The sequence below is a fragment of the Rheinheimera sp. UJ63 genome (assembly GCF_021568285.1).
In the GTDB taxonomy this organism is placed as follows: Bacteria; Pseudomonadota; Gammaproteobacteria; order Enterobacterales; family Alteromonadaceae; genus Alishewanella; species Alishewanella maricola.
The window spans coordinates 181,789-204,915 of sequence record NZ_JAKGTQ010000003.1 but is presented as its reverse complement, the minus strand read 5'-3'; the positions used below and the strand labels follow the sequence as shown (position 1 = coordinate 204,915).

General features: G+C 47.3%; 24 protein-coding genes and 1 riboswitch. Of the genes, 7 read left to right on the top strand and 17 right to left on the bottom strand.

The genetic code is table 11. The features are described from left to right. Position 1: 1 nt before the first annotated feature. Positions 2-2,020: a S9 family peptidase gene (locus L1N97_RS11105; protein WP_236129826.1), complete on the top strand. Its 2,019-nt coding sequence runs from the start codon at positions 2-4 to the stop codon at positions 2,018-2,020. A gap of 200 nt (positions 2,021-2,220) precedes the next feature. Here L1N97_RS11105 and L1N97_RS11100 read toward each other — a convergent pair whose 3' ends face one another. Together L1N97_RS11100 and L1N97_RS11095 are read right to left on the bottom strand one after the other, a co-directional pair. Then, positions 2,221-2,961, bottom strand: coding sequence for a hypothetical protein (locus L1N97_RS11100; RefSeq protein WP_236129825.1), 741 nt, complete (start codon positions 2,959-2,961; stop codon positions 2,221-2,223). Positions 2,962-3,110: 149 nt separating this feature from the next. Then, the gene (locus tag L1N97_RS11095) at positions 3,111-3,662 is read right to left on the bottom strand and encodes an NADPH-dependent FMN reductase (protein WP_236129824.1); all 552 of its coding nucleotides are present in this window, start codon (positions 3,660-3,662) and stop codon (positions 3,111-3,113) included. Between the two features lie 220 nt (positions 3,663-3,882). Continuing rightward, a riboswitch (cobalamin riboswitch) is annotated at positions 3,883-4,053 on the top strand. Between the two features lie 85 nt (positions 4,054-4,138). Here L1N97_RS11095 and L1N97_RS11090 point away from each other — a divergent pair. Genes L1N97_RS11090 through L1N97_RS11075 form a run of 4 tightly spaced genes read left to right on the top strand, consistent with a single transcriptional unit; the run spans position 4,139 to position 7,435 of the window. Next, positions 4,139-4,966 carry an ABC transporter ATP-binding protein gene (locus L1N97_RS11090; protein ID WP_236129823.1) on the top strand — a complete coding sequence of 276 codons (828 nt, stop codon included), beginning with the start codon at positions 4,139-4,141 and terminating at the stop codon, positions 4,964-4,966. Then, a complete protein-coding gene (locus L1N97_RS11085) occupies positions 4,960-5,970 on the top strand; it encodes a FecCD family ABC transporter permease (RefSeq protein WP_236129822.1) in 1,011 nt (336 codons plus the stop codon). Before L1N97_RS11090 ends, L1N97_RS11085 begins: the two co-directional genes overlap by 7 nt. 1 nt (position 5,971) lies before the next feature. Continuing rightward, complete coding sequence (cobO, locus tag L1N97_RS11080) at positions 5,972-6,577, top strand: cob(I)yrinic acid a,c-diamide adenosyltransferase (RefSeq protein ID WP_226750961.1); 606 nt, start codon at positions 5,972-5,974, stop codon at positions 6,575-6,577. Then, positions 6,578-7,435 (top strand): cobalamin-binding protein, encoded by an 858-nt coding sequence (locus tag L1N97_RS11075; protein WP_236129821.1) that lies wholly within the window; start codon positions 6,578-6,580, stop codon positions 7,433-7,435. It begins immediately after the preceding gene. On the opposite strand, the gene L1N97_RS11070 is transcribed toward L1N97_RS11075, so the two are convergent. From L1N97_RS11070 to L1N97_RS11060, 3 genes are all read right to left on the bottom strand, one after another. Continuing rightward, positions 7,418-7,741 carry a hypothetical protein gene (locus tag L1N97_RS11070; RefSeq protein WP_229585829.1) on the bottom strand — a complete coding sequence of 108 codons (324 nt, stop codon included), beginning with the start codon at positions 7,739-7,741 and terminating at the stop codon, positions 7,418-7,420. The two genes, L1N97_RS11075 and L1N97_RS11070, sit on opposite strands and share 18 nt — an antisense overlap. A gap of 91 nt (positions 7,742-7,832) precedes the next feature. Then, positions 7,833-8,873, bottom strand: coding sequence for a patatin-like phospholipase family protein (locus L1N97_RS11065; RefSeq protein ID WP_236129820.1), 1,041 nt, complete (start codon positions 8,871-8,873; stop codon positions 7,833-7,835). A gap of 15 nt (positions 8,874-8,888) precedes the next feature. Beyond that, on the bottom strand, positions 8,889-10,169 hold the full coding sequence (locus L1N97_RS11060) for an anti-phage deoxyguanosine triphosphatase (RefSeq protein WP_236129819.1): 1,281 nt from the start codon (positions 10,167-10,169) through the stop codon (positions 8,889-8,891). Positions 10,170-10,311: 142 nt separating this feature from the next. Here L1N97_RS11060 and L1N97_RS11055 point away from each other — a divergent pair, with 142 nt between their 5' ends. Beyond that, positions 10,312-10,650 (top strand): YebG family protein, encoded by a 339-nt coding sequence (locus L1N97_RS11055; protein WP_229585832.1) that lies wholly within the window; start codon positions 10,312-10,314, stop codon positions 10,648-10,650. A gap of 138 nt (positions 10,651-10,788) precedes the next feature. On the opposite strand, the gene L1N97_RS11050 is transcribed toward L1N97_RS11055, so the two are convergent. Then, positions 10,789-12,183, bottom strand: coding sequence for an alanine/glycine:cation symporter family protein (locus tag L1N97_RS11050; protein WP_236129818.1), 1,395 nt, complete (start codon positions 12,181-12,183; stop codon positions 10,789-10,791). A 114-nt stretch (positions 12,184-12,297) separates the two neighbouring features. After that, positions 12,298-13,515 carry a pyridoxal phosphate-dependent aminotransferase gene (locus tag L1N97_RS11045; protein ID WP_226750968.1) on the bottom strand — a complete coding sequence of 406 codons (1,218 nt, stop codon included), beginning with the start codon at positions 13,513-13,515 and terminating at the stop codon, positions 12,298-12,300. A gap of 226 nt (positions 13,516-13,741) precedes the next feature. Here L1N97_RS11045 and L1N97_RS11040 point away from each other — a divergent pair, with 226 nt between their 5' ends. Then, positions 13,742-14,617, top strand: a complete 876-nt coding sequence (locus L1N97_RS11040; protein ID WP_229585835.1) for a glucosaminidase domain-containing protein — start codon at positions 13,742-13,744, stop codon at positions 14,615-14,617. A gap of 198 nt (positions 14,618-14,815) precedes the next feature. On the opposite strand, the gene ttcA is transcribed toward L1N97_RS11040, so the two are convergent. From ttcA to ccoO, 10 genes are all read right to left on the bottom strand, one after another. Next, positions 14,816-15,736, bottom strand: coding sequence for a tRNA 2-thiocytidine(32) synthetase TtcA (gene ttcA / locus L1N97_RS11035; protein WP_236129817.1), 921 nt, complete (start codon positions 15,734-15,736; stop codon positions 14,816-14,818). A 68-nt stretch (positions 15,737-15,804) separates the two neighbouring features. Next, positions 15,805-16,737 (bottom strand): universal stress protein UspE, encoded by a 933-nt coding sequence (gene uspE / locus L1N97_RS11030; protein ID WP_236129816.1) that lies wholly within the window; start codon positions 16,735-16,737, stop codon positions 15,805-15,807. A 97-nt stretch (positions 16,738-16,834) separates the two neighbouring features. Then, positions 16,835-17,539 (bottom strand): fumarate/nitrate reduction transcriptional regulator Fnr, encoded by a 705-nt coding sequence (fnr, locus tag L1N97_RS11025; RefSeq protein ID WP_236129815.1) that lies wholly within the window; start codon positions 17,537-17,539, stop codon positions 16,835-16,837. Positions 17,540-17,574: 35 nt separating this feature from the next. Then, complete coding sequence (locus L1N97_RS11020; protein ID WP_229585839.1) at positions 17,575-18,249, bottom strand: sulfite exporter TauE/SafE family protein; 675 nt, start codon at positions 18,247-18,249, stop codon at positions 17,575-17,577. Next, entirely contained in the window at positions 18,239-18,418 is a 180-nt protein-coding gene (ccoS, locus tag L1N97_RS11015; RefSeq protein WP_226750974.1) for a cbb3-type cytochrome oxidase assembly protein CcoS, read from the bottom strand. The genes L1N97_RS11020 and ccoS overlap by 11 nt, the downstream gene beginning before the upstream one ends. Further along, the gene (locus tag L1N97_RS11010) at positions 18,415-20,796 is read right to left on the bottom strand and encodes a heavy metal translocating P-type ATPase (RefSeq protein ID WP_236129814.1); all 2,382 of its coding nucleotides are present in this window, start codon (positions 20,794-20,796) and stop codon (positions 18,415-18,417) included. The genes ccoS and L1N97_RS11010 overlap by 4 nt, the downstream gene beginning before the upstream one ends. Before the next feature lie 14 nt (positions 20,797-20,810). Then, positions 20,811-21,296: a FixH family protein gene (locus L1N97_RS11005; RefSeq protein WP_229585841.1), complete on the bottom strand. Its 486-nt coding sequence runs from the start codon at positions 21,294-21,296 to the stop codon at positions 20,811-20,813. A 66-nt stretch (positions 21,297-21,362) separates the two neighbouring features. Further along, positions 21,363-22,337, bottom strand: coding sequence for a cytochrome-c oxidase, cbb3-type subunit III (ccoP, locus tag L1N97_RS11000; protein WP_229585842.1), 975 nt, complete (start codon positions 22,335-22,337; stop codon positions 21,363-21,365). Further along, a complete protein-coding gene (locus tag L1N97_RS10995) occupies positions 22,330-22,512 on the bottom strand; it encodes a cbb3-type cytochrome oxidase subunit 3 (protein ID WP_226750978.1) in 183 nt (60 codons plus the stop codon). The genes ccoP and L1N97_RS10995 overlap by 8 nt, the downstream gene beginning before the upstream one ends. 5 nt (positions 22,513-22,517) lie before the next feature. Continuing rightward, positions 22,518-23,126, bottom strand: coding sequence for a cytochrome-c oxidase, cbb3-type subunit II (ccoO, locus tag L1N97_RS10990; protein ID WP_229585843.1), 609 nt, complete (start codon positions 23,124-23,126; stop codon positions 22,518-22,520). Position 23,127 lies beyond the last annotated feature (1 nt).

Here is a 23,127-nt window from a genome sequence, read left to right as displayed (position 1 = left end):
GATGAAAAAACTGACGTTACTGGCTGCCTGTATTTTAAGCAGTACGGCCATGGCAAAGGGGCCGCTGACGGTCGAGCACCTAAACCAATTTAATAAAGTGGGTAATGTGGCGTTAGCGCCAGATGGTCAAGCGGTGGTTTACAGCCAGAGCAATGGCGGTTTTGCGCCCGCCGATACCAGCCATGATTTATATCTAATGACGCTAGGTGAAAATCGTAGTGTCAAACGCCTGACCACACACAGTAGCCGTGAAACTGCAGTGCAGTGGCATCCTAACGGCCAGAGTATTTTCTTTATTGCCAATCGTAGTGGCAGTAATCAAATTTGGCGGTTGTCGTTAGACGGTGGTGAAGCACAACAAGTAACCCAACTGCCGGTACCCGTAAATGCGTTTAAACTGGCGGCGGATGGCAAAACCTTGGCGTTAGCGTTGACCGTGAAACCGGGCTGCCAAACATTACAATGTACCTTGGACGCCCAAGCCAAAGACGCTGAGAAAAAAGACAGTGCCTTGGCTTATGACCAACTCATGGTTCGGCATTGGGATCACTGGCGCGATCAATATCGTGAACATCTGCATATCGCCACCATCGGTGATAAAGTGCTGACCGATGCCAAAAATCTGATGGCAGATTGGAATACCGATATCGCTGGGATCAGCGAAGTGGCTTTTACGCCAGACAATCAGCAACTGGTGTTTAGTGCCAAGATCCCTGCCGTCGATCAAGCCTGGCATACCAATTACGATATTTTCCAGGTACCGATTAGCGGTGGCGAAAAAGTTAATTTAACCGCCAATAATCCCGCTTGGGATGCAAAACCGAAATTCTCTATCGATGGCCGTTTTATGGCTTATTTGGCCATGAAAAAACCCGGCGCTGAAGCCGATCGCTTTGGCTTAATGTTGTTGGATCTGGTGACCGGTGAGAAGAAAGAAGTGGCGCCAAACTGGGATCGCTCGATTTCTGATTATCAGTTTGGCTTAGATAATCGTACTATTTATGTGACTACCCAAGATGTGGGGCAATATAGCATTTATGCCATCAACACCAGCTTTGGTGATGTCGTCAAAGTGTATGGTGATGGCTATGCCGCTAACTTACAGGTTGCCAGCGATAAAATTGTGTTTACCAATCATCGCTTAAATATGCCAGCAGAAATTTTTCAAACTGGGCCCGATGGTTCGCAATTACAACAATTAACCGATGTTAACGCCCGCTGGCGCGAGCAGGTGCAGTTTGGTGATTACGAGCAGTTCAGCTTTAAAGGGGCAAATGACGCCACCGTTTACGGCTATTTAGTGAAGCCGTGGAATTTTGAGCCAGGCAAAAAGTATCCGATGGCATTTTTGGTGCACGGTGGGCCACAAGGTAGCTTCGGTAATATGTTTAACGAGCGTTGGAATGCGCAAATGTATGCGGCTAAAGGCTATGCGGTGGTCATGGTCGATTTCCATGGCTCTACCGGTTATGGTCAAGCCTTTACTGATGCGATTAGCCGTGATTGGGGCGGCAAGCCCTTAATCGATTTGCAAAAAGGCTTTGAGTATATTGTGCAAGCGCAGCCTTGGATTGATGGCGAACGTGCTTGTGCGCTGGGAGCGTCCTACGGCGGTTTTATGATGAACTGGATCGCCGGTAACTGGCCAGAGGGCTTTAAATGCTTAGTGAACCATGCCGGTTTGTATGATATGCCGAGTTTTTATGGCAGCACAGAAGAGCTGTGGTTTCCTGAGTTTGATTTAGGCGGGCCAGCTTGGCAGGCTGAGTCAGATTATCAAAAGTTTAATCCGGCGGCGCATGCCGCAAAGTGGCAAACACCGATGTTGGTGATCCACGGCTTAAAAGATTTCCGTGTGCCTTATGCTCAGGGCTTAGGGGCTTTTACTAATTTACAACGAAAAGGCATTGATTCACGGTTGGTGATCTTTCCAGATGAAAACCATTGGATCTTAAACCCGGATAACCGCGTGCGTTGGTACAACGAAGTGTTTCAGTGGTTAGATAAATATACACGTTAAACATAAGCTCCGTTAAGCGTAATGCACGTAAGTTAAGCATGAGCTGTTTGCGCTAAATCAACCGTTGCAGGCCATGGATGGCCGCAAAGAAGCCTCAGGGATGATTCATGGCGTGTTGACTGAGTAAACCGCATTTTGCTTAACACTAAACTGCTCGGTATGACCGATCAGCGGGGCTTTGTTATGCGGTCATGCCGCGGTTAATAGTAAGCAAAGGGTTGCTGTCCCGCTTGCAGTTGTCGTCTTGGGGCGGCAATGCCAAAATAGAGCCGCAAATTTTCGGTGAAGCCTTCACGTTCTAATTCAAATAGCATATTCGCCAAGGGCTCTAATAAGGCACTGTGGTCGCGATGCAGTAGATGGTAATCGGGTAAGCTCAAAATAAATTGCTCGTTAATCGGGAAATGGCTTTGTGCATTTAGCTGATAAGCCGCAAAAATCACGGCATCGACTTTGCCGGTTAAGAATAAATTTTTGGTACTTTCGATACTGCCAGAGCTAATCACTTGGCGCGAAGGCGGCAGCTTTTTTAAGATTTCTTCCAGCACCAAAGAGCCTCGGACATAAGCCAAGCTTGGCACATCGTTTAGGCTGCATTTTGCACAGCGTTGCTGATTGATATACAAATAGACCTTGGTATCAAACAATACATAGGGTACTGCGACGAGGTTAGGGTAATGCTTAGTGACATCCAGCACCCGTGCCAGCTCGCCATCTAAGCTGCCTTTGTTCGACTCTAATAAACTTCGGCCAAACGGAATATCAATAAAGTGCGCATCAATATTTAAACGCCGATAGGCTTCCGACAACAAAGCTTGGCTATATTGTGCTGCGGGTGAGGTTAGCGCTTGGCGAAATTGCAGCTGCGACGGCAATGTTTCTGCCGTTTCGGCGTACGATACACTCCAGATCATTGTGCTAAAAAGTAGCAGCCATTTCATCAGATCAATCCGTTTAGTCTCAGCGTTAAAACATCTTGCGAGATGCTGTGCGGCTATTTATGAGTTAATAAAGCAACCTCAGGCGAATTTTGTTACCCGTTCAGCTAAAAGGGCGCTAAAAATATCCTTACGGGCAACGTGTTATCAGTTTACGGCTGCAATTTTTGTTGCCATGCCGCCAACGCGAGCAGTTGCTGTTTAATATTTTCTTGGATTTTACTATCAATTAAATGTCCTTCATTGTCAAAAGCGCCGCTAAACGCATTGGCAAAAACTTCGGGTTTATTTAACGGGTGTAAATCGAGATATACACAGACTTGACGTAAATGATATTGCGCGCGCGAGCTACCCATACCACCTGCTGCGCCCATAATGGCCACCGCCTTGCCACGTAATAGGTAATTATCAGGTTCACGCGAGGCCCAATCTAGCGCGTTTTTTAAGGCGGGGGCCAGTGAGTAATTGTATTCTGGGCAGCCCAGAATTAATGCATCTGCTTGGGCGAAATCGTTAAGTAACCGGCTGACAGCAGCGGGTTTTTCCGCTAAATCGGCGTTATAAAAGAGCACATCCAATAAGTCGGCCAGGTGAATTTTCATACCCTGAGGTGCGTGTGCTTGCGCCCATAGCAACATACCGCGATTAGTTGATTTAGCGCGTAAACTGCCGCCGATGGCCAAGACGTTGAGTGTTTTTGTCATAGTGATAGGATGCTCCATGTCAGGTGTTTAGCCTTGAGGCTTGCCGCGTTCAGGTTTGATAAATAGCTTAAGCCTAGCAGTTATCATTAAAATTGCAGGATAAAAGTTAACCAAATGCGTAAACAATTTCACCGGTAAACCGCAAAAAAGCAAAGCAGTAATCCGATATCTGCTTTGACCTTTTACTGTTACAATACTCAGCGTTGCTCTCTGATAACAAGCAACGCTTAAACGCTAAGGTGAGCTTAAAGCTTAACATAGGGAATCAGGTGCGAACCCTGAACTGTACCCGCAACTGTAAACTACGCTGTGTTTCAAGGCCACTTAACGGGAAGGCGAAACATGGGTTATCGTAGTCAGTCAGGATACCTGCCTTGGTGTAAAAATGCCCCCGTGCGGGAAAACACGGTAGCGGCCTGCCACCTGTGTCAAACGGGCTGTAGGATGCTGCCTGCGAGCAACTACAGGATATTGTTTTGACAGCCGCCATTTATACTCTAGACCAGCTTTGTTTAGCGTATCCCAATTCGCGTAGCACAGGCTCTGTGCTGGCGCTCGACCAGATTACGTTGACTATTTCCCCTGACGAAGTCGTTGGTATTATCGGCCCGAATGGGGCGGGTAAGAGTAGCTTATTACAGTTATTAAATGGCCGTTATGCGCCGAATAGTGGCCGAATCTTACTTTCTGGCCAGCCGTTGCAGCAGCAGAGTGCACAAGCTTTAGCGCGGCAAGTTGCCACCGTGGCACAAATCAGCAGTGCACCGCAGGGGTTGTTTTGTGAGCAAGTTGCGGCGATGGGCTTGTTACCACATAAACGCTGGTATGAAGGCACCAGTGCCCAAGACAAGCAGCAGGTAAGGTTAGCATTGCAGCAAGTGGGTTTAGCTGATAAAGCGCAGCTGCGCGCCGATACCTTATCGGGGGGCGAATTACAGCGGCTTTATATAGCACGCGCTTTGGTGCAGCAAGCGACTATTTTATTATTGGATGAGCCGACCAATCATTTGGATGTGAAATACCAACATCAGGTATTGCAACTGCTACAGGGGCTGAATAAAACCATTATTTGTTGTTTGCACGATCTGAATTTAGCCGCACGTTATTGCCACAAGCTATTGTTATTGGAAAACGGTAGGGTGCGCGCCTATGGTACGCCACACGACGTTTTGCGCCCTGCATTATTACAGCAGGTTTTTGGTTTGCCTTGCGTGGTGTCATCGCAAGCCGATTATGGCTGGCTGCAAGTGACCTTTATACCTGAGCTCGCGCACGCGAAAGTCGGAGTGCCAAGCCCATGCTAAAACAGTTAAAACCCCGTCAGCAAGCCTTGCTATGGCTGTTAAGCGGTTTATTGGTGCTGAGTTTACTATTCAGTTTGCAGATTGGCAGTGTCGCGATCAGTTGGCGTGAGTTGCTGCTCGCCTTAACTGGCCAAGCAGTGAGCGAGCCTCTGACCCAGACGATTATCTGGCAAATTCGTTTACCTCGTTTACTGGTCGCCATGTTAGTGGGGGCAGGCTTGGCTGTGGCCGGTGCCGTTTTACAAAACGTCAGTCGTAATCCACTGGCTGATCCTTATTTATTTGGTTTAATGGCTGGTGCTGGGTTAGGGGCGACCATTGTCAGTATTGTGCTACCCGATCAACTGATCAGCATGGCGTTGGCGGCCTTTTTAGGGGCACTGCTTGCGGTGCTGTTGGTGTTTATTGCCTGTATGGGTAATCGGCTACAAAAAATGGAAGTGACCTTACTCGCTGGGGTGGCGGTGTCATTTATGCTCAGCGCGATAAGCAGCTTTATTCTGTATTTTGCTGAGCCTTTTGCGGCTAATCGGGTTATTTTTTGGATGATGGGAAGCTTAAGTCGAACCGATTGGCACAGTGTGGCATTAATTGCGCCCGCCGTGATGGTATTGCTGGTGGTGGCATTGGCGGTCAGGCGGCAATTGGATGCCTTGTTATTATCAGACGACAGTGCCCGCAGCTTGGGCGTGAATACACAGCGTCTGCGGCTGGTGTTATTACTGCTTACCGCGTTAGTCACTGCCTGTATTGTGGCGCAGTGTGGTGGTATCGCTTTTGTGGGCTTAATGGTGCCGCATATGGTGCGTTATTTTATGGGGGTAACGGCAGTACCATTATTACTGGGCTCGGCGCTATTTGGAGCCATCTTTATGATGTGGGTGGATAATGCCGCGCGTAGCCTGTTAGCGATGCAAGAAATTCCACTAGGGGTGATCACCTCGGTGCTTGGCAGTGTATTCTTTCTGATTATTTTACGGCGACAGTTACAACAAGGTGGATAGCATGAGTGCAGATGAATTAAAACAACAACGCCATCAGGCACGGCAACAACGCTTAAAAGAGTATGTTGATGCCGCCGTAACACGAGCCAATATTGAAAAAGGCTTGTTGTTAGTGATAACCGGCAACGGCAAAGGTAAATCAACTGCCGGTTTTGGCACCGTGGCACGCGCGGTCGGCCATGGTCTGAATGCGGCAGTGGTGCAATTTATTAAAGGCAGTTGGGCTTGTGGTGAACGTAATTTACTGCAACAACATGGTGTTGAGTTCTCGGTGATGGCAACGGGTTTTACCTGGGATACGCAAGACAAAGCGGCGGATATCGAAGCGGCCGAGCGAGTGTGGCAAGATGCCGAACGCTTTTTAGCCGACGATACGCTCGATTTGGTGTTACTAGACGAGCTTACCTACATGCTCAGTTATCATTATTTACCACTAGAACGCATTGAAAAAGCGCTGATGCAGCGCCCAGCTAAACAACATGTGGTGATAACCGGTCGCGCTTGTCATCGACGTATCTTGGAATTAGCCGATACCGTTAGCGAAATTCAAGCAGTAAAACATGCGTTTGACGCTGGTGTGAAAGCACAACAAGGTTTGGATTGGTAAATGCGATTATTGCATAGCGTGTCGCAGCTTTGGCTTAGTGGCGTTATTTTAGCACTACTCGCTTTGCCACTCGCTTTGCCGCTCGCTGCCGCGCCGCAGCGAGTGATCAGTCTGGCGCCACATATTACGGAATTAGTGTATGCGGTGGGGGCGGGCGAGCAATTAATTGCCGTGAGTGATTACAGTGATTATCCTGAAGCTGCCTTAGGATTACCGCGGGTGAACAGTTTTGCGGCCTTAAATATTGAGGCCATTTTAGCGTTAAAACCGGATCTGGTGCTGGCCTGGCGCAGCGGCAATCCGGCGCAGGATCTTGAACGCTTGCAGCAATTTGGTATTCAGGTAGCTTATTCTGATCCGGTCATGCTTGATGATATTGCACTGGAGTTAAAGCAGCTCGGTGCCTTACTCGGGCATGCACAGTTAGGTCAGCAACAAGCGGCAGCGTTTCAGCAACGCTTAACCACGTTGCGTAAAGCCTACGCGCATAAACCGCGGCCAAGGGTGTTTTATGCCATGGGGGTGGCCCCGTTAACGACGGTCGCCAATTCGGCTTGGCCTGCGCAACTATTACGTGAGTGTGCCAGTGATAACATTTTCGCTGATGCTAAGGGCGATTATCCGCAGCCGTTGTTAGAGCAGTTATTAGTACGCCAACCCACGGTGATTATTCAACCACAGCAGGCGGCAACAGCAGCGTTTTGGCAGCGCTATCCCAACCTGCCCGCGGTAAAAAATCAGGCTTTTGTTAGTTTAAATGCGGATTGGGTGTATCGAGCAGGCCCACGTATGCTCGATGCCATGCAGGCCTTGTGCGAAGGGCTAGAACCTTATCGTGGCTCAGTCGATAATATCTGAGCGTTGCTTGCCTAGCGGTCGGCATTCGTTGAAGTGACCGTTGTGCTTGCAAATTTCTTTGGGCTGCTCGTCTTTGCCGAGCTTTTTCACGCCTTCAATCACCGCGCTATCTACCGCAAGGCCCAGTTCAGTTAACAGTGAAGGGGGTTCGACGGTTTTGCTTTGCCCGGTTTGTTGATCTTGCACCACGCGCCTGTTGTCGCTTTGTAGCTGGCTATCACCGAGCATCCCTAAAGCGGTACAACCCGATAACAGGTTACCAAGCAGCAAGCTGCCGCCTAAAACTATCCATTTAGTTGATAACATTGTGCCGCTCCATTTGCAAAACATCCTTTTTGTTGCTGATAAGGTGACAAAAATACAACCTCGGCTAACAAATAGCCAGTTAAAAATAACGTTACAGCCGCTCTAGCTGATATTGGCCACTGGCAAAGGCGTCGGCGAGTTCATGTGAACGACTTAGCACCGTTTGCCAGGCTTGGATGCGCTGTGGCTCGTTGAGTTTAAAGTCTTTACGATCAGGAATTTTGCCGTGAGGTAAGCTGTTGATCCAAGCCGGGCTAGGGCAGAGAATCACCACATTATCAAGATAAGCACGATTGGCTCTGCGCCATTTTAAACCTTTATCAAACCAGCCTGGCGTTAAGTCGGGGTAGAAATGCGGATAGAGCACCAAGCCTTCGCTGCTAAACTGCTGATTAAAATGATAATCGGTGATACCACCATCAAAGTAGTGTCCTTGGCCTGCACCTTGAATATCCAAAACGGGCTCTAGCACCATCGGAATGGCACCACTGGCGATCACCGCGGCGGATAAATTGTGTTCATTCAGTAACACGTGTTCGGTTGGGAGATCCGCACTGTGGAAAAAAGGCGCCGCTTCACCGGCGACATGAAAATGGATACGCTGAAAAAAATGCCGTAACAATCGTCGATTTAATAAATTCGCCCCAGCAGCGAGCATCAACCCCGTGCCTTGCAGCCAAGGGCGGTTGCTGCGGTTTAAGCCTTTAGCGCGGTCAACTATTAAATTTAACTTCATAACCGGGTGCTGCAATACCTGTTGAATACTGTCTTTATCCGGCAGGATCTGCTTAATAATATTTTGTGAGATCTGCGTGATCAGTTTGATGTCGGCCTGCGGGGGAAAGCGAATTTCGGAGTAGGCTTTAGCAAAGCGGCTTGATGCAGCTGCACCATCTTGCTGGGCGTAACAAGCAAAGCGCCAAGCACCGGCAGAGCTGCCCAGCAGGTGCAATGGCTTGCTGCGGTTTTTAAAAAATTGTGTAAGCAGATACTGATCAAGCCCATACAGGCAAAACCATTTAGGGCCACCGCTGGCGCCAATCATTACGCTGATATCATCAGCGTGTAAGCCCTGTTGTTGGATCTGTGTAAAGGCGCGTTGGCCTGCGAGTACACGAAGTGGTCTTTGCACTCTTACGCCCTCAGTTTAACTACCAAATAAGCTGCCATACATCCGCTCGGCATAATCATCGGTCATGCCTGAAATATAATCGCAAATTACCCGCTGCTTGGCAGTTTTATCCGCGGCATCTAACCAACGTTGCTGCGTGTTAAGCGGCAATAAACGTTGGGGATCAGAGGCAAAAGCATCGAATAATTTCAATAACATATTTTGACTACGAAAGCGTGATTGTTGAATGGTCGGTTGTTGGATCACACAACGATAGACCAGTTGTTTCAGCGTTTGTAAGATATGTTGCTCGGCTTCAGCTAGGCAGGCATTAAAACGAATTAACGGCTCTTCGCAGCGGGGTAGGCTTTCATATAACGATACCGACGTAATTAACTGATTTACCAAGGAGCCAATCGCATCTTTGCGCAAGTGATGCGCCTTAGCAAACAACTTAACGCCAACGGCCTGCAGTGCTTGTTGTTGCTCGTGGTGCAGTGCAGCAAAGGGCTCAGCGGTAAACTGTTGCCATTGGCTAAAGCTTATGTTCCCCAACACGATAGCATCTTCGAGATCATGTACCCCATAAGCGATGTCATCGGCCAGCTCCATAATCGACGCATCTAAGGATTTATAGCGCGATTTTTGCCACGGTGAGTCATCCAGTACTTGGGTTTGTTGAAACGCTTGGCGATCGGCTGCGCTAAGTGGCGCTAAGATCCAATCTAAAATAGCACTGTCAGCCGCAAAAATCGCCTTTGCGGGTTTCCACGGCGCTAAACTTAACGGGTTATCGAGCTGGATTGGTGCTGTCAGCATCGGTTGTAGCACCGGATATTTTAATAATCCCAGTAAGGTGCGGCGTGTTAAATCCATACCGTGATGTTCGGTATAAGGTTCTAATTTACTGACAATACGTAAGGTTTGGCCGTTGCCTTCAAAGCCACCGTAGGCCAGCATTTTGTAATTAAGTGCTGTTTCGCCACCATGCCCAAAAGGGGGGTGACCTAAGTCATGCGCTAAACACAGCGCTTCCATTAGGTTGTCTTCGGGTAAAAAGGCGCGTACGGTATCATCCGCGTTTAGGCGTAATTGATTGAGTAAACCGGTGCCAATTTGCGCGGTTTCTAAAGAATGGGTTAACCGCGTGCGGTAAAAGTCATTTTGACCAATACCAAGAATTTGCGTTTTAGACTGCAAACGACGAAAGGCAGCTGAATGTAACACACGAGCCCGATCTCGTTGCCATGGCGTACGATGATCTAACGGGCGACTACCGGGTGCCGCCGACCGCCGTTCTGACCAAACTGAACCCATAAATCCTCCGCTGAAATCGCTATAGTTCGATTAGGCCTTGTTATAGTGATGATAGTAATGCAATTACAGCTCAGATGCGAGCGCTGGACAGGGTCTTATTTATACTGTATAAATAAACAGTTTTCTAGCAGAGGGTAAAACGATGGCGGTAATCACCAAATATGTTGTAGAGCGAAATGGAGTAGAAAAAATGACGTTTACCTCAAAAGCTGAGGCGGATGCCTATGACAAAATGCTCGATACGGCAGATGCTTTGCAACTATTACTTCAAGACAGCGCTTTAATCGCTGACGAACAACAAACTGAAACCTTGGCGTTATATTTAGCGCAGCAAAAAGACGCGGTATTAATTGCCTTAGGTGCCAAAAAAGCGCCAGCAAAAACGGCAGCGAAAGAGCCTAAAGTCAGCGAGAAGTCGCAGCAAAGCGCAGCAGAGTTAACGGCCGTAAAGAAAAGCAGTAAAACCGAGCAAGCGGCTTAACCCTCAGCTCAGCCTTCCTAGCCAATACGGCTAAGGCAACACCTTGTCTGCGCGCGTGAAGCGCCAAAGGCAAGGTGTTGCTCTTATTGGCAGCACAAGTCTCAGTTGCGCAACCAGGCTTAGCTACTTCAACACGATCTAGTGTTTAACGCGGTTTTGCCAATAACGATTTAAATCGGCTTTTACCTCTGGCAGCAGTAAATACAGGGCCAGAATATTTGGGATCGCCATTAAGAAAATCATTGAATCGATAAAATCAAACACTGCCATAATGCTGGGTACTGCGCCCATCGATACCATGCCACAGAATAAAATCTTATACAGCGTGGTCATTTTTGGGCCGGTACCCATAATGTAACGCCAGCCGGTTAAGCCATAATAAGACCAGCTAAGCACGGTTGAAAAACCAAACAGCAACAACGCCACCATCAAGACTATCGGAAACCAATCAAATACCGTAGCAAACGCACCCGAGGTAATTTGTACGCCATCCAGCCCTTGTAATTGATAAGCCCCAGTTAAAATAATCACCAAAGCGGTAATGGTACAAATCACCACCGTATCAATAAAGGGTTCGAGCAAGCCGACAAAACCTTGCGAGATAGGATCTTTGGTTCGGGCAGCCGCATGCGCGATAGGCGACGAGCCAATGCCCGCTTCATTCGAGTAAGCGGCGCGCCGAAAACCTTGGATCAACACGCCAATAAAACCACCATAGGCCGCATCGGGCGCAAAGGCACTTTGTACGATTAACAGCAAGGCGCTGGGCACGGCAGGTAAATGCTGTGCAATCACCACCAAGGCAGCCAGCAAGTAAATGGCACACATAAAAGGCACCAGTTTACTGGTGACATTGGCAATACTTTTGATCCCGCCAATAATCACTGCGCCAATTAGCGCCGCGTAAATCACCCCGAACAGCCAGGGCTGATCAAAGCCCGTTACACTTTCTACTTGCACAAAGCCTTGGTTTACATGCACAAAGCCGGCCGAGCCAAAGATAACAGCAATAGAAAAAAAGATGGCCAAAGCGGAGCCCAAGCGCGGTAAATGGTATTTATCCAGCGCGGCTTTAATGTAGAACATCGGGCCACCCGAGATACTGCCGTCGGCGTTTTGCTGACGATACTTCACAGCCAAGGTACATTCGACAAACTTGGTCGACATGCCCAATAAACCGGCCATGATCATCCAAAACGTCGCGCCCGGGCCGCCAAGGCTGATAGCAATCGCCACACCTGCAATATTACCTGTACCCACCGTACCAGAGAGGGCGGTGGTTAGGGCTTTATAAGGGGAGATTTCACCGGCGCTATCGCGTTCTGGTTTGGCGAATAAGCGGCCAATCGCATAGCGAAAGCCACGAATATTAATAAACCCGAGGTACAGGGTAAAAATGATGGCACCGCTGATTAGCCAAATCATGACCAAGGGAATATCCACGCCATTAAAGGAAAAGGCGTAAAATACGACTGCAGCAAGTTGCGTCGTAAAAGCTTCAAACAGAGATTGAAAAAAGTATTCAGCAGACATTTTGCTATCCAGATGGCTACAACCTGGCCGAGCATACCTGCTTGACGCCGTGCTGACAACAGTGATGTGTCAAACACGGCATTTTTACCGATGAAGCTGTTAAAGCGTTATGTTTTATTCTTGACTATAGCTGGGTAAAAATTGTGCAAGCTTACTAATTGCCTGTCGTAATTGATCTTTATGCGGCAGTGTAACAATCCTAAAGTGATCCGGCTCTGGCCAGTTAAAGGCGCGACCATGCACTAACAGCACTTTGTGTTGCCGTAAAAAATCTAACACGAACAGTTCGTCATCTTTAATGTGATATTTCTTTAAATCAATTTTGGGGAAGAGATACATGGCGCCTTTTGGGCGCATGCAGCTTACGCCATCAATCTCATTGACCAACTTGTGCGCCAAATCCATTTGATCGTATAAACGGCCACCGGGAACGGTAAGTTCATTAATGCTTTGATAGCCGCCCAGTGCCGTTTGTACGGCGTGCTGGCAGGGCACATTGGCACATAAGCGCATCGAGGCCAGGATATTTAAACCCTCGATATAGTTTTTGGCGAGCTTTTTCGCACCAGAGATAAACAACCAACCGATGCGAAAACCGGCTATGCGGTAATTTTTAGATAAGCCACCAAAGGTCAGCATTACTAAATCATCTGCTAATGCTGCCGTGCTGACATGCTCGGTACCGTCGTATAAGACTTTGTCGTAGATCTCATCACTCATCACCACCAGCTTATGTTGCCGGGCGATTTCAAGCAGTTCACGTAAGAATTCTGGGCTGTACACCGCACCGGTTGGGTTATTCGGGTTGATTAACACGATAGCACGGGTTTTTTTGCTGATCTTCGCTTTAATATCCTCAAGTGAAGGATACCAGTCCTGTTGTTCATCACATAAATAATGTACCGCTTTGCCCCCCGCTAAATTAACCGCGGCAGTCCACAGCGGATAATCGGGCATCGGCACTAACACTTCATCGGCGGTATTCAATAAACCTTGTAAGGCCATCAAAATCAGTTCAGAAACGCCATTACCGATATAAACATCATCGGCATCGGCACCACGAATACCCCGTTGTTGATAATATTGCGCGACAGCCACTCGCGCCGGATAGATACCTTGTGAATCAGAATAGCCCTGTGCCGTTGGCAAATTATGAATAACGTGCTTGAGAATTTCATCGGGTGCTTCAAAACCAAAAGGGGCAGGGTTACCAATATTGAGTTTTAGGATCCGATGACCTTCTTCTTCCATGCGCTTGGCTTCTCGAGCAACGGGCCCACGGATGTCATAACATACCCCATCTAACTTAGTTGAACGTTCAATTGGTTTCATATCTTCGCCATTTACCCCGTTATATCCATCCAGACAGCTAAATCTTATTAAGCCAGTTTTTATCAGACAGACTAAATTTGCAATGATTTCAGCATAAAATGCGTAAAAAAACCCAGCGTAGCAACTTTTGGTCGAATCTAGCAGACTAAGGCGGTAGAATGGCAGGTTAAATAATAATAATACGTTCTAATAGTGTTGAATTGTTGTTTCATGACAAAGGTGGTTAATGCTGTTTTTCCGAAAATTATTGCTGGTGTTGTTTTGGTTAGGGGTGCTGATTGCCACGTTAAGCCCTTTTAGCCAACTCGAACCACTAAAAGAAAGCGATTCGCTCGAGTCTTTCGAGCAATGGCAGATCCCAACTCGGCTGTCTGCATTATCGCAGGCTGATCAGAAAAAACTGCTACAGCGGTTGGCTTATCCTCGCTCTGAAATCCCCGCTCGGCCGTTACCGGACTTTAATGCTATTACAGATGTCCGCAAAAAGAAAAAAGCTTTTTTTGATTATTTGCGTCCTCATGTGCGTCGCGAGAATCAACGCTTGCTGTTATTGCGCGAGCAATTATTAGAAATTGAAGATAAAAAGCGTAAGAATATGCGCTTACATATCGACGAATATGCCTTTCTTTATAGTTTGTATGATGAGTTCCGCTTAGATATTACCGAAACGGATATGGCATCGCTGCAAGAATTACTGCTGCGCGTGGATATTATTCCGGAGAGTTTAGTCTTAATGCAGGCAGCCAATGAGTCGGCTTGGGGTACCAGTCGTTTTGCCGTGGAAGGCTATAACTTTTTTGGGCAATGGTGCTTTCGGGAGGGCTGTGGCCTGGTGCCATTAAATCGTGCTGAAGATCAGTTTCACGAAGTGGCCCGATTTGAAGATGCCTCCGCAGCGATTAGCAGTTATTTTTATAATCTGAATACTTTTCATACCTATGAGTCGTTACGCCAAATCCGCTGGAAGTTGCGTGAGCAAGATCGCCCCTTACGTGGTGAAGCATTAGCGCATGGGCTGCATGCTTATTCTGAGCGCGGTGAAGAGTACATCGAAGAGATAACCGCCATGATCCGTTACAATCGACGTTTTTTAGAGGATTAAGCTGCTCGCTATTGCCCGCGCTGCGATATGCTGTTGGGTATCGTTTAGCTGGACATCACCGCTAAGCAGCCAAAATGCGCATAAGCCAAGGTGCAGCATGGTTATCAAAGGCAAACAGGCATAGCGCGCCGCTATGCCAAACGAAAGGCTGCGCTCCAACAGCATGATGCCAAGTTAAAGCGCAGCGATAATCAGGGGTTAGTTTAACTCGACCGCTTGTAGCAGCGGCTGCTCATCATCGCTATCTATTTCTAAGCCAACCGGAATGCTGGGGATAGTCGCTTTATCAAATGCTAAATCACCCTCAGTCATTAAAGCGTCGCCCTTCGTCAGCCCAGCGAAATTAAACAGCGATTTATCTGCTAAATGTGATGGCACGATGTTTTGCATGGCTTGAAACATGGTTTCTATGCGCCCTGGAAAGCGTTTATCCCAATCTTGCAGCATCTCTTTGACCACTTGGCGCTGCAGGCCGTCTTGTGAGCCACAAAGGTTACAAGGGATGATCGGGAATTGCCGTGCAACAGCGTATTTTTCAATGTCTTTTTCTTTGCAATAAGCCAAAGGCCGGATCACGATATGCTCACCGTTGTCGCTGACCAGTTTAGGCGGCATCGACTTCATCTTGCCACCATAAAACATGTTTAAAAACAGGGTTTCAAGCATATCATCACGATGATGGCCTAACGCAATTTTAGTGGCGCCCAGCTCTTTTGCGGTGCGATATAAAATACCCCGGCGCAAACGTGAACACAGCGAACAGGTGGTTTTACCCTCTGGAATTTTATCTTTGACTATCGAGTAGGTATCTTCAGTAACAATCAGATATTCAATACCCAGCTGGTTTAAATACTGAGGTAATACCTCAGCAGGGAAGCCCGGTTGTTTTTGATCGAGGTTAACGGCAATGAGGCTAAAGTTTACCGGCGCGGATTGCTGTAAATTCATCAGGATATCGAGCATGGTGTAAGAGTCTTTGCCGCCAGAAAGGCAGACCATAATCTTATCACCTTCTTCAATCATGCCGAAATCAGCAATGGCTTGACCCACACCCCGGCGCAATCTTTTATGTAATTTGTTCAGATTGTATTGAGCTTTTGCTTGTGCTGCGTGCGACATCAGTAACTACCCGCCAGAAAAAAGGCGCTCATTATACCCAACCTCGCGCCTTTACCAAAGTCTGATAGTTAGCTTTTTTCAAGCGGACAAATAAAGTCAGCGGGTTTCATGGCTAACACATCGCAATCTAGGCGGTCGATGACATGTTCAGCGGTATTACCAATGATCGCCGCAGATAAGCCCGTACGCCCAATAGTGCCGATAATGACCATTTCGGCATCCAGCTTTTTGGCCAGTTTCGGGATCACGTCTTCTGGCATACCCTCTAACACATGACATTGATCTTTGCTGATTTGATGTTTTTCGGCCAGACTTAATATCGCATCTTTATGATGGCGGCGAAGGGTGTCGTTGTATTCTTGTGGATTAAACTCGGGGATCTCAATCGCGATATTCACCGGGGTGCCGGGGTAGGCATTGACTAAATGCACCTTAGCATCGAGTAATTGCGACATTTGTTGTGCTTTGTGGATCACCCGTTGATTTAATGACAGGTGATGCTCTTGCTCACTACCGGCATTAACGGCAGCAATGATATTGCCTTTAGCAGGCCAAGCATGATCTTTAACTAACAATACTGGGCAAGGACATTTACGCAAAATATGCCAATCAGTCGGTGTGAAAATCATCGATTTTAAAACATCATGATCATGCGTCCCTTTGATCACGAGATCATAATCATCATCTAAGACGGTTTTCACCACGGCTTCAAAGGGGCGATTGTGCCAAACCACGTGCATTTTGATGTCTAAACCCAAGGCGCTGGGTTGTTCTAATAAGGTTTTGACCCAAAGCTCGCGATCTTTAATCACCGACTGTTTCATCGATTCGCGCTCGTCACCCGATAACATGGTGGTCATCTCGTAAGAGAATTCATAAACACTAAGAAAAGCGGTCAGTTGACAGCCTTGCTTGCGGGCAAGTTCGATGGCCCTATCGAGCGCTTTTTGCTCATCAGCGATCGGATCTAAAACCACTAACACATTATTGTAAATAGACATTAAAGCTTCCCTCTTAAGTCAATAAGCTTATCTAAGTGTAGACCAAGATAAGCGATTAAGTGGGATTTATGTTTGTGCTATATCAAGTTAAGGGGCGTTAACACTGGCCTGAAAGCGCGGTTAAGCTAGGGGCATCCAAAATAGTGATGAGCTTGCCATCAACTTGAATAATTTCATCTTTGTGCATTTTACTGAGCAAGCGGCTGATGGTTTCTACGGTCAAGCCCAAATAATTACCAATGTCGCTGCGGGTCATACTAAGCCGGAAGGCTTTTTCAGAAAAACCACGATTGCCATAACGCGAAGCCAAATGATTTAAAAATGTTGCCAATTTTTGCTCTGCGGTTTTACGATTTAACAGCAACATCATTTGTTGATCAGATTGAATATCTTGGCTCATTAAGCGCATCATTTGCTGGCGCAGTTTAGGTAATTGACCTAACAGATTTTCAAGGTTTTGATAGGGGATTTCACAAATCATACCGGTTTCTAGGGCTTCAGCATAGCTGGCATGTTTTTCAGTATTGATGGCGTCAAAACCAATGACATCGCCAGGTAAATGAAAGCCGGTGATTTGCTGCTCACCTTGTGAGGTGAGCGTAAAGGTTTTAAAGGAGCCCGTGCGGATGGCATACAACGATTTAAGCTCGTTACCGCTTTCAAACAACATATCGCCTTTGTGCAAAGGGCGCTTTCGCTGAATGATATCATCAAGTTTGCTCATTTCTTGCTCACTGAGCGAAAACGGTAAACACAGCTGACTAAAACCGCAATCCTGACAATTTATAGCTGAACGTTGCATCACACACACCCTTTTTCCCTTAATAGGGTAACAGCTTAAAAAACTAGTCTATGCAAAGCAAGCCATATTGTATAAATACCATAAACCGCTAACAATAATGCCGCGCTGTAACGAAACCATAATTGGTTTTTTAGTTTGACTAAGCTATTAGCCGCGGAGCCAAATACCAGTAACGCCGGTAAGGTGCCGACACCAAAAAGTAACATGATCAGTGCACCGCTACTGGCACTGCCGCTGGCTAAACTCCAACTAAGGGTCGAATAAACCAAGCCACAAGGCAAAAAGCCCCATAACATGCCATAGCTTAGGGCTTTACCACTGCTATCAAGCGGTAATAAGCGTTTGGTATAAGGTTGGATGAAACGCCATAAACCTTGCCCTGCGCGCTCTAAGCGGGTTAAACCAAACCAAAGCCTAGCAATATACAGCGCCATCGCCAGTAATAATAAGCCGGCCAATAAACGCAACCCAATAAAAGTGGCCCCGGTTATGCCCATGGCGGTCGCACCAAAATAACCGACCAAGCCACCAAAGCAGGCATAGGTAATCAAGCGGCCAAGGCTTAACAACACTTGTAAGCGAAACTTTTGCCAAGCACTTTGGGATGGCATGGCAAATTGCAAGGCGGCAACAATACCACCGCACATGACTAAACAATGGCTGCTGCCTAAAAAACCAATCAGCAGCGCCGCGACATAATCAATGTTCATCAGGCTTGTTCGGTGGTGTCGCTTTGGGCTTATCTTCGTCGAACAAGATACTTAAGCCTTCTTTTTCTAAATCTTCAAATTGCTTTGAGCGCACCGCCCAAAAGAAAATACCAATGCCAATAGCCACAAACAGGATGGCAATCGGGATCAGTACATAGATAATGCTCATTTTTTCAGTAACCTCAATGAATTGGATACCACTAACAGCGAGCTAAACGACATGCCAATCACGGCAATGTAAGGGGAAACAAAACCCGCAACGGCTAGGGGGATAATAACCAGATTGTAGCCCACTGACCAGCCAAGGTTCTGTTTGATCACTCGGGCGGTTTGTTTGCCACCTTGTAGGAGATTTTGTAATAAGCGTAAATCGGCTTTTAAAAATACGACGTCTGCTTGGTTTTTCGATAAATCGGTGCCAGATTGCACCGCAACCGAAATATGCGCAGCGTTAAAGCTCGGGCTATCGTTAATACCGTCACCGAGCATCAGTACTTTGGCACCTGCAGCGATTAATTGTTGGATCTCGGTAACTTTATCTTCAGGGCTGCAACCTTTGTGCATAAAGTCGAGTTTTAACGCTGCGGTTAATTGTTCTGCTTGTACCGAGTGATCACCGGTTAACATCCCTAGTTTATAGCCTTGCTGCTGCAGTTGCTGAATTAACGCCGTCGCTTCTTCGCGTAATTTATCGACGAGTTGCAACTTGGCTTGCAGTTGGTTATCGAGAGTAAAATACACCTGCCATTCTAGCTCTGCCGGTACGCCACAAAATTGTGCGCTGCCTACTTTGAGTTGCTGGCCTTGCCAACGAGCACGAATACCGGCGCCAATGGCTACCTGTACGTCGTTTAATGTTAGGGGCTGCGTTAAATACGGCGCAAAGGCCCGGGCAATCGGATGCTCAGAATATTGTTCTAAATTGGCCACTAAGTTTAGTAAATCGGTTTCAGCTAGGGCAGGGTTGACCCTGTGCACCTGTTGTAAGCTAAATTTACCTTCAGTTAAGGTGCCGGTTTTATCTACCACGATATGGCTAATGTTGGGTAAAACCTCTAGCACTTGGGCATTTTTAATTAGCACGCCTTGTCGATTTAATCTGGCCAAGGCACAGGTTATCGCCGTGGGGGTCGCTAAGCTAAGCGCGCAAGGGCAGGTGGCAACTAACACCGATAGGGTGACCCAAAATGCGCGGCTGGGATCCCACCAGAAATACCAAAGTAAGAAAGTGAGCAGGGCGATCACCAACAAACGCTCAACAAAATACTTGGCTAATTGGTCAGTTTTTTCGACTAGTTTCGGTTTTTGGCTCAGCGTCAGTTGTTGTAATTGAATGATTTGACCTAAGCGCGAATGGGCTAAAACTCGGCTTACTTGCACCTGTAATAAACCATCATGATTAACGCTACCGGCCAATACTGTATCGCCAATTGTTTTACTGATCGCGCGATATTCACCGGTTAACATCGACTCATCAACTGAGCTTTGCCCGTCTTTTACTATGCCATCGGCGGGCAGGGTTTCACCGGCTTTAACTAAGATGATATCGCCCGTTTGTAAGCGCCGAGCCGATGTGGGCTGTGGCCCTTGTTCGGTGTGAAGGGTGGCCGTAACTGGCATAATTTTTAATAAATTACTGGTCGCTTCGCGGGCTTGCGCACGCGCGCGGAATTCAAAGAATTTGCCTAATTGCAGCAAGAAAGTAAACATGCAAACGGATTCAAAATACACTTCGCCGGTTTGCATCGCGGTGGCATACGCAGACGCAAAAAAGGTGTAATACAGGGCCAGCGTAACCGGCACGTCCATATTCATTTGTCGTGCTTTAATACTGCGCCAAGCACTGACTACAAAAGGTTTAGCGGCATACAGCACCACAGGGATCGTTAAAAGCAAACTGATCCAACGTAGATAGCCTTCGTGGGCTGTTTCAATGCCAGTGTATTCGCCAAAATACAGCGCAAAAGCCAGCATCATCACTTGCATGGTTAAAATGCCGGATACCGCGAGCCGCTTGAGATAACGGTTAAGCTCGAGTTTGAATTTGTGCTCTTCTTGATCGGCCACAAAGGGGCTGGCTTGATAACCAATCTCGTTGATACGTTGTAAAATAGCGCTTAGCGACAGCTGCTTACTATCAAACCGCAGCAATGCTCGCTGGGTTGAGGCGTTAATGCTCACACTGTGGAGCTGAGGCAGTTTGCGAAGTTGTTTTTCGATTAGCCAAGCACAAGCTGCACAGCTCATACCACTGATGGACAATTCAATATCGGTTAGCTCATCATGCTGCTGACTAATATCGGCTAACACCGCCTCGTTATCAAATTGGCTTAATTCGGCGCTGAGATCCAAAGGTAGGGCATCGTTCTTAGTGGCTGCAGCCGTTCGAAAACGATAATAATCGGCAAGACCATTACTAAAGATGGTATCAGCGACGGCTTGGCAGCCAGCACAGCAAAAATTATGTTGTTGCCCGTCAACGTTTAAAGTAAAACGCTCGCCGGTGTGTACCGTTTCATGGCAATGAAAACACCTAACTGCTGCCACAGCCGTTATCCTTCTTAATAACCCAGTTTAATTTCTTGTTCTGCCGGCAGTGTTAAGTTGGCGCGCAGTCGCCATTCTTCGGATTTGTCTGATACGGTTAAACGCCAACGGCCGTCTGGCGTAATAGGTAATGTTGCCACATACAGTAGCTCGCCACTGCGTTCGGCATCTACCGCAAAATCATGTGCACCTAGGGTAGGGTGGTAAAAATCAAGATGAATGGTTTCACCCAGTACTTGGTTTTCAGTAAATCGAATGACCGCCCGATTACCGGCGACCAAAATACGTGCATCCATATTGCGCAGGGCGGCTTCGCGATATTTCGCCAGCTGCATATTGATACTTTTACCGGCTTGATAATAGTCGTCAATGACGATTTCAGGCTTATGCTGCTGCATCACCACAACGGTGTGAACGGCTTTTAATGCGGTGACCACAGGGATGGCGATTAACACCCAGGTCCAAGCGTATTTATACCAGGGTTTAGTATCTTCTTGCATAACTCACCTCGTTCATAAAACTAAGCCCCTTTACGGGGCTTAGTGCGCTTCGGATTGCTGTGCGGTTTAGCGCAAGTCTTCCGGATTAGACAGTCGATACACATAAGCCGTTAGGATATGCACCTTGTCTTCGCCTAACGTCGTTTTAAAGGCCGGCATTACACCGTAACGACCTAACCGCAGTGTTTCTTCGATAGTGGCTGAAGAACCGCCATATAACCAAATGTTATCCGTTAGGTTAGGGGCACCGAAAGGTAAGTTATGCGCGACGCTACCACGACCATCAACACCGTGACAGGCAGCACACATACCAAATTTCGCTTTACCGGCTTCCGCATCTTTTTCGTTAACAGCACGACCCGATAACTGCAGAACATAAGCGGTCATCTCTTTGATCCCTTGGTCACCTAGTGCGGCTTCCCAACCTGGCATGGCGGCTTTACGACCGTGCAATAAGGTTTCTTTGATCTTGTCTGCTGTGCCACCATATAACCAATCGTTGTCGGTTAAATTTGGGAAGCCACGTTGGCCGCGTCCATCAGAACCATGACATAAGGCACAGTTTTGTAAGAACAAGCGCTGGCCAATCTTTAACGCTTCTGGATCGTAGGCTAAGTCCAACACATCGCGCTGAGCAAATTGTTGAAATACGGGGCCATACACTTCATCAGCTTTAGCCACTTCCATATCTAACTGTACGTTACGGCCTTCAGCTTGCGCTTGTAATACCGCTTGGCGAGATTCTTCCAAAGATTTGATACCTTGGTTAGAGCTAGTCCAACCTAAGAAACCTTTGTAATTACCTAAACCTGGATAGGCGGCTAAGTAAAACACCGACCAGACTAAGGTGGCAAGGAACATGTACGTCCACCATTTTGGTAGTGGGTTGTTAAATTCCTTTAAGCCATCCACTTCGTGATCAGTGGTCTCATCTTCAGGCACACCGACATAGTTTTTTAAGTTCCACATGATCAGGACTAAACACAGCACCAATACTGGGATGGTTAGTACCCAAATCCAAAGACTCCAGAAGCTACTCATGCTCCGACTCCCGTTTAGAATGTTGTTTTTTTGATTCTGGCTCGTCATCAAAAACAAGGTTGGCTGCTTCGTCGAAATCGGACTTACGTTTTTTACTGTAAGCCCAAATAACGAAAGCAACAAACGCGACGAACAGAATCACTGTCAGAATGCTATGAACTGTTGCAAATTCCATGGCGATTACTTTAAGGCGGTGCCCAGCGATTGCAGATATGCAATCAGGGCTTCCATTTCAGTTTTACCTTGCACTGCTTCAGCTGCACCAGCGATATCTTCATCCGTGTACGGCACGCCGAACTTACGGAATATTTCTAATTTTTTCGCGGTATACTTGCCATCAAGCAGGTTAGCATCTAACCACGGGTAAGCTGGCATATTTGACTGTGGCACCACTGAACGAGGATCCATTAAGTGAGCATAATGCCAGTCGTCACTATACCGTTGACCCACACGGGCTAAGTCGGGACCCGTCCGCTTGGAACCCCACAAAAATGGGTGTTCCCAAACACTTTCACCGGCAACAGAGTAGTGACCATAACGTTCTACTTCAGCACGGAATGGTCGCACCATCTGGCTGTGACAGTTGGTACAACCTTCACGAATGAAGATATCACGACCTTCCATCTGCAGCGCCGTATAAGGCTTTAAGCCATCAATCGGTTGCGTGGTTTCTTCCATAAACATCAAAGGTGTAATTTGTACCAGGGTACCGAAGCTGATCGCGACGATTGTTAACACCCCTAACAAACCCACGCTTTTTTCGACTTTTTCATGATGATTCTTTTGCATG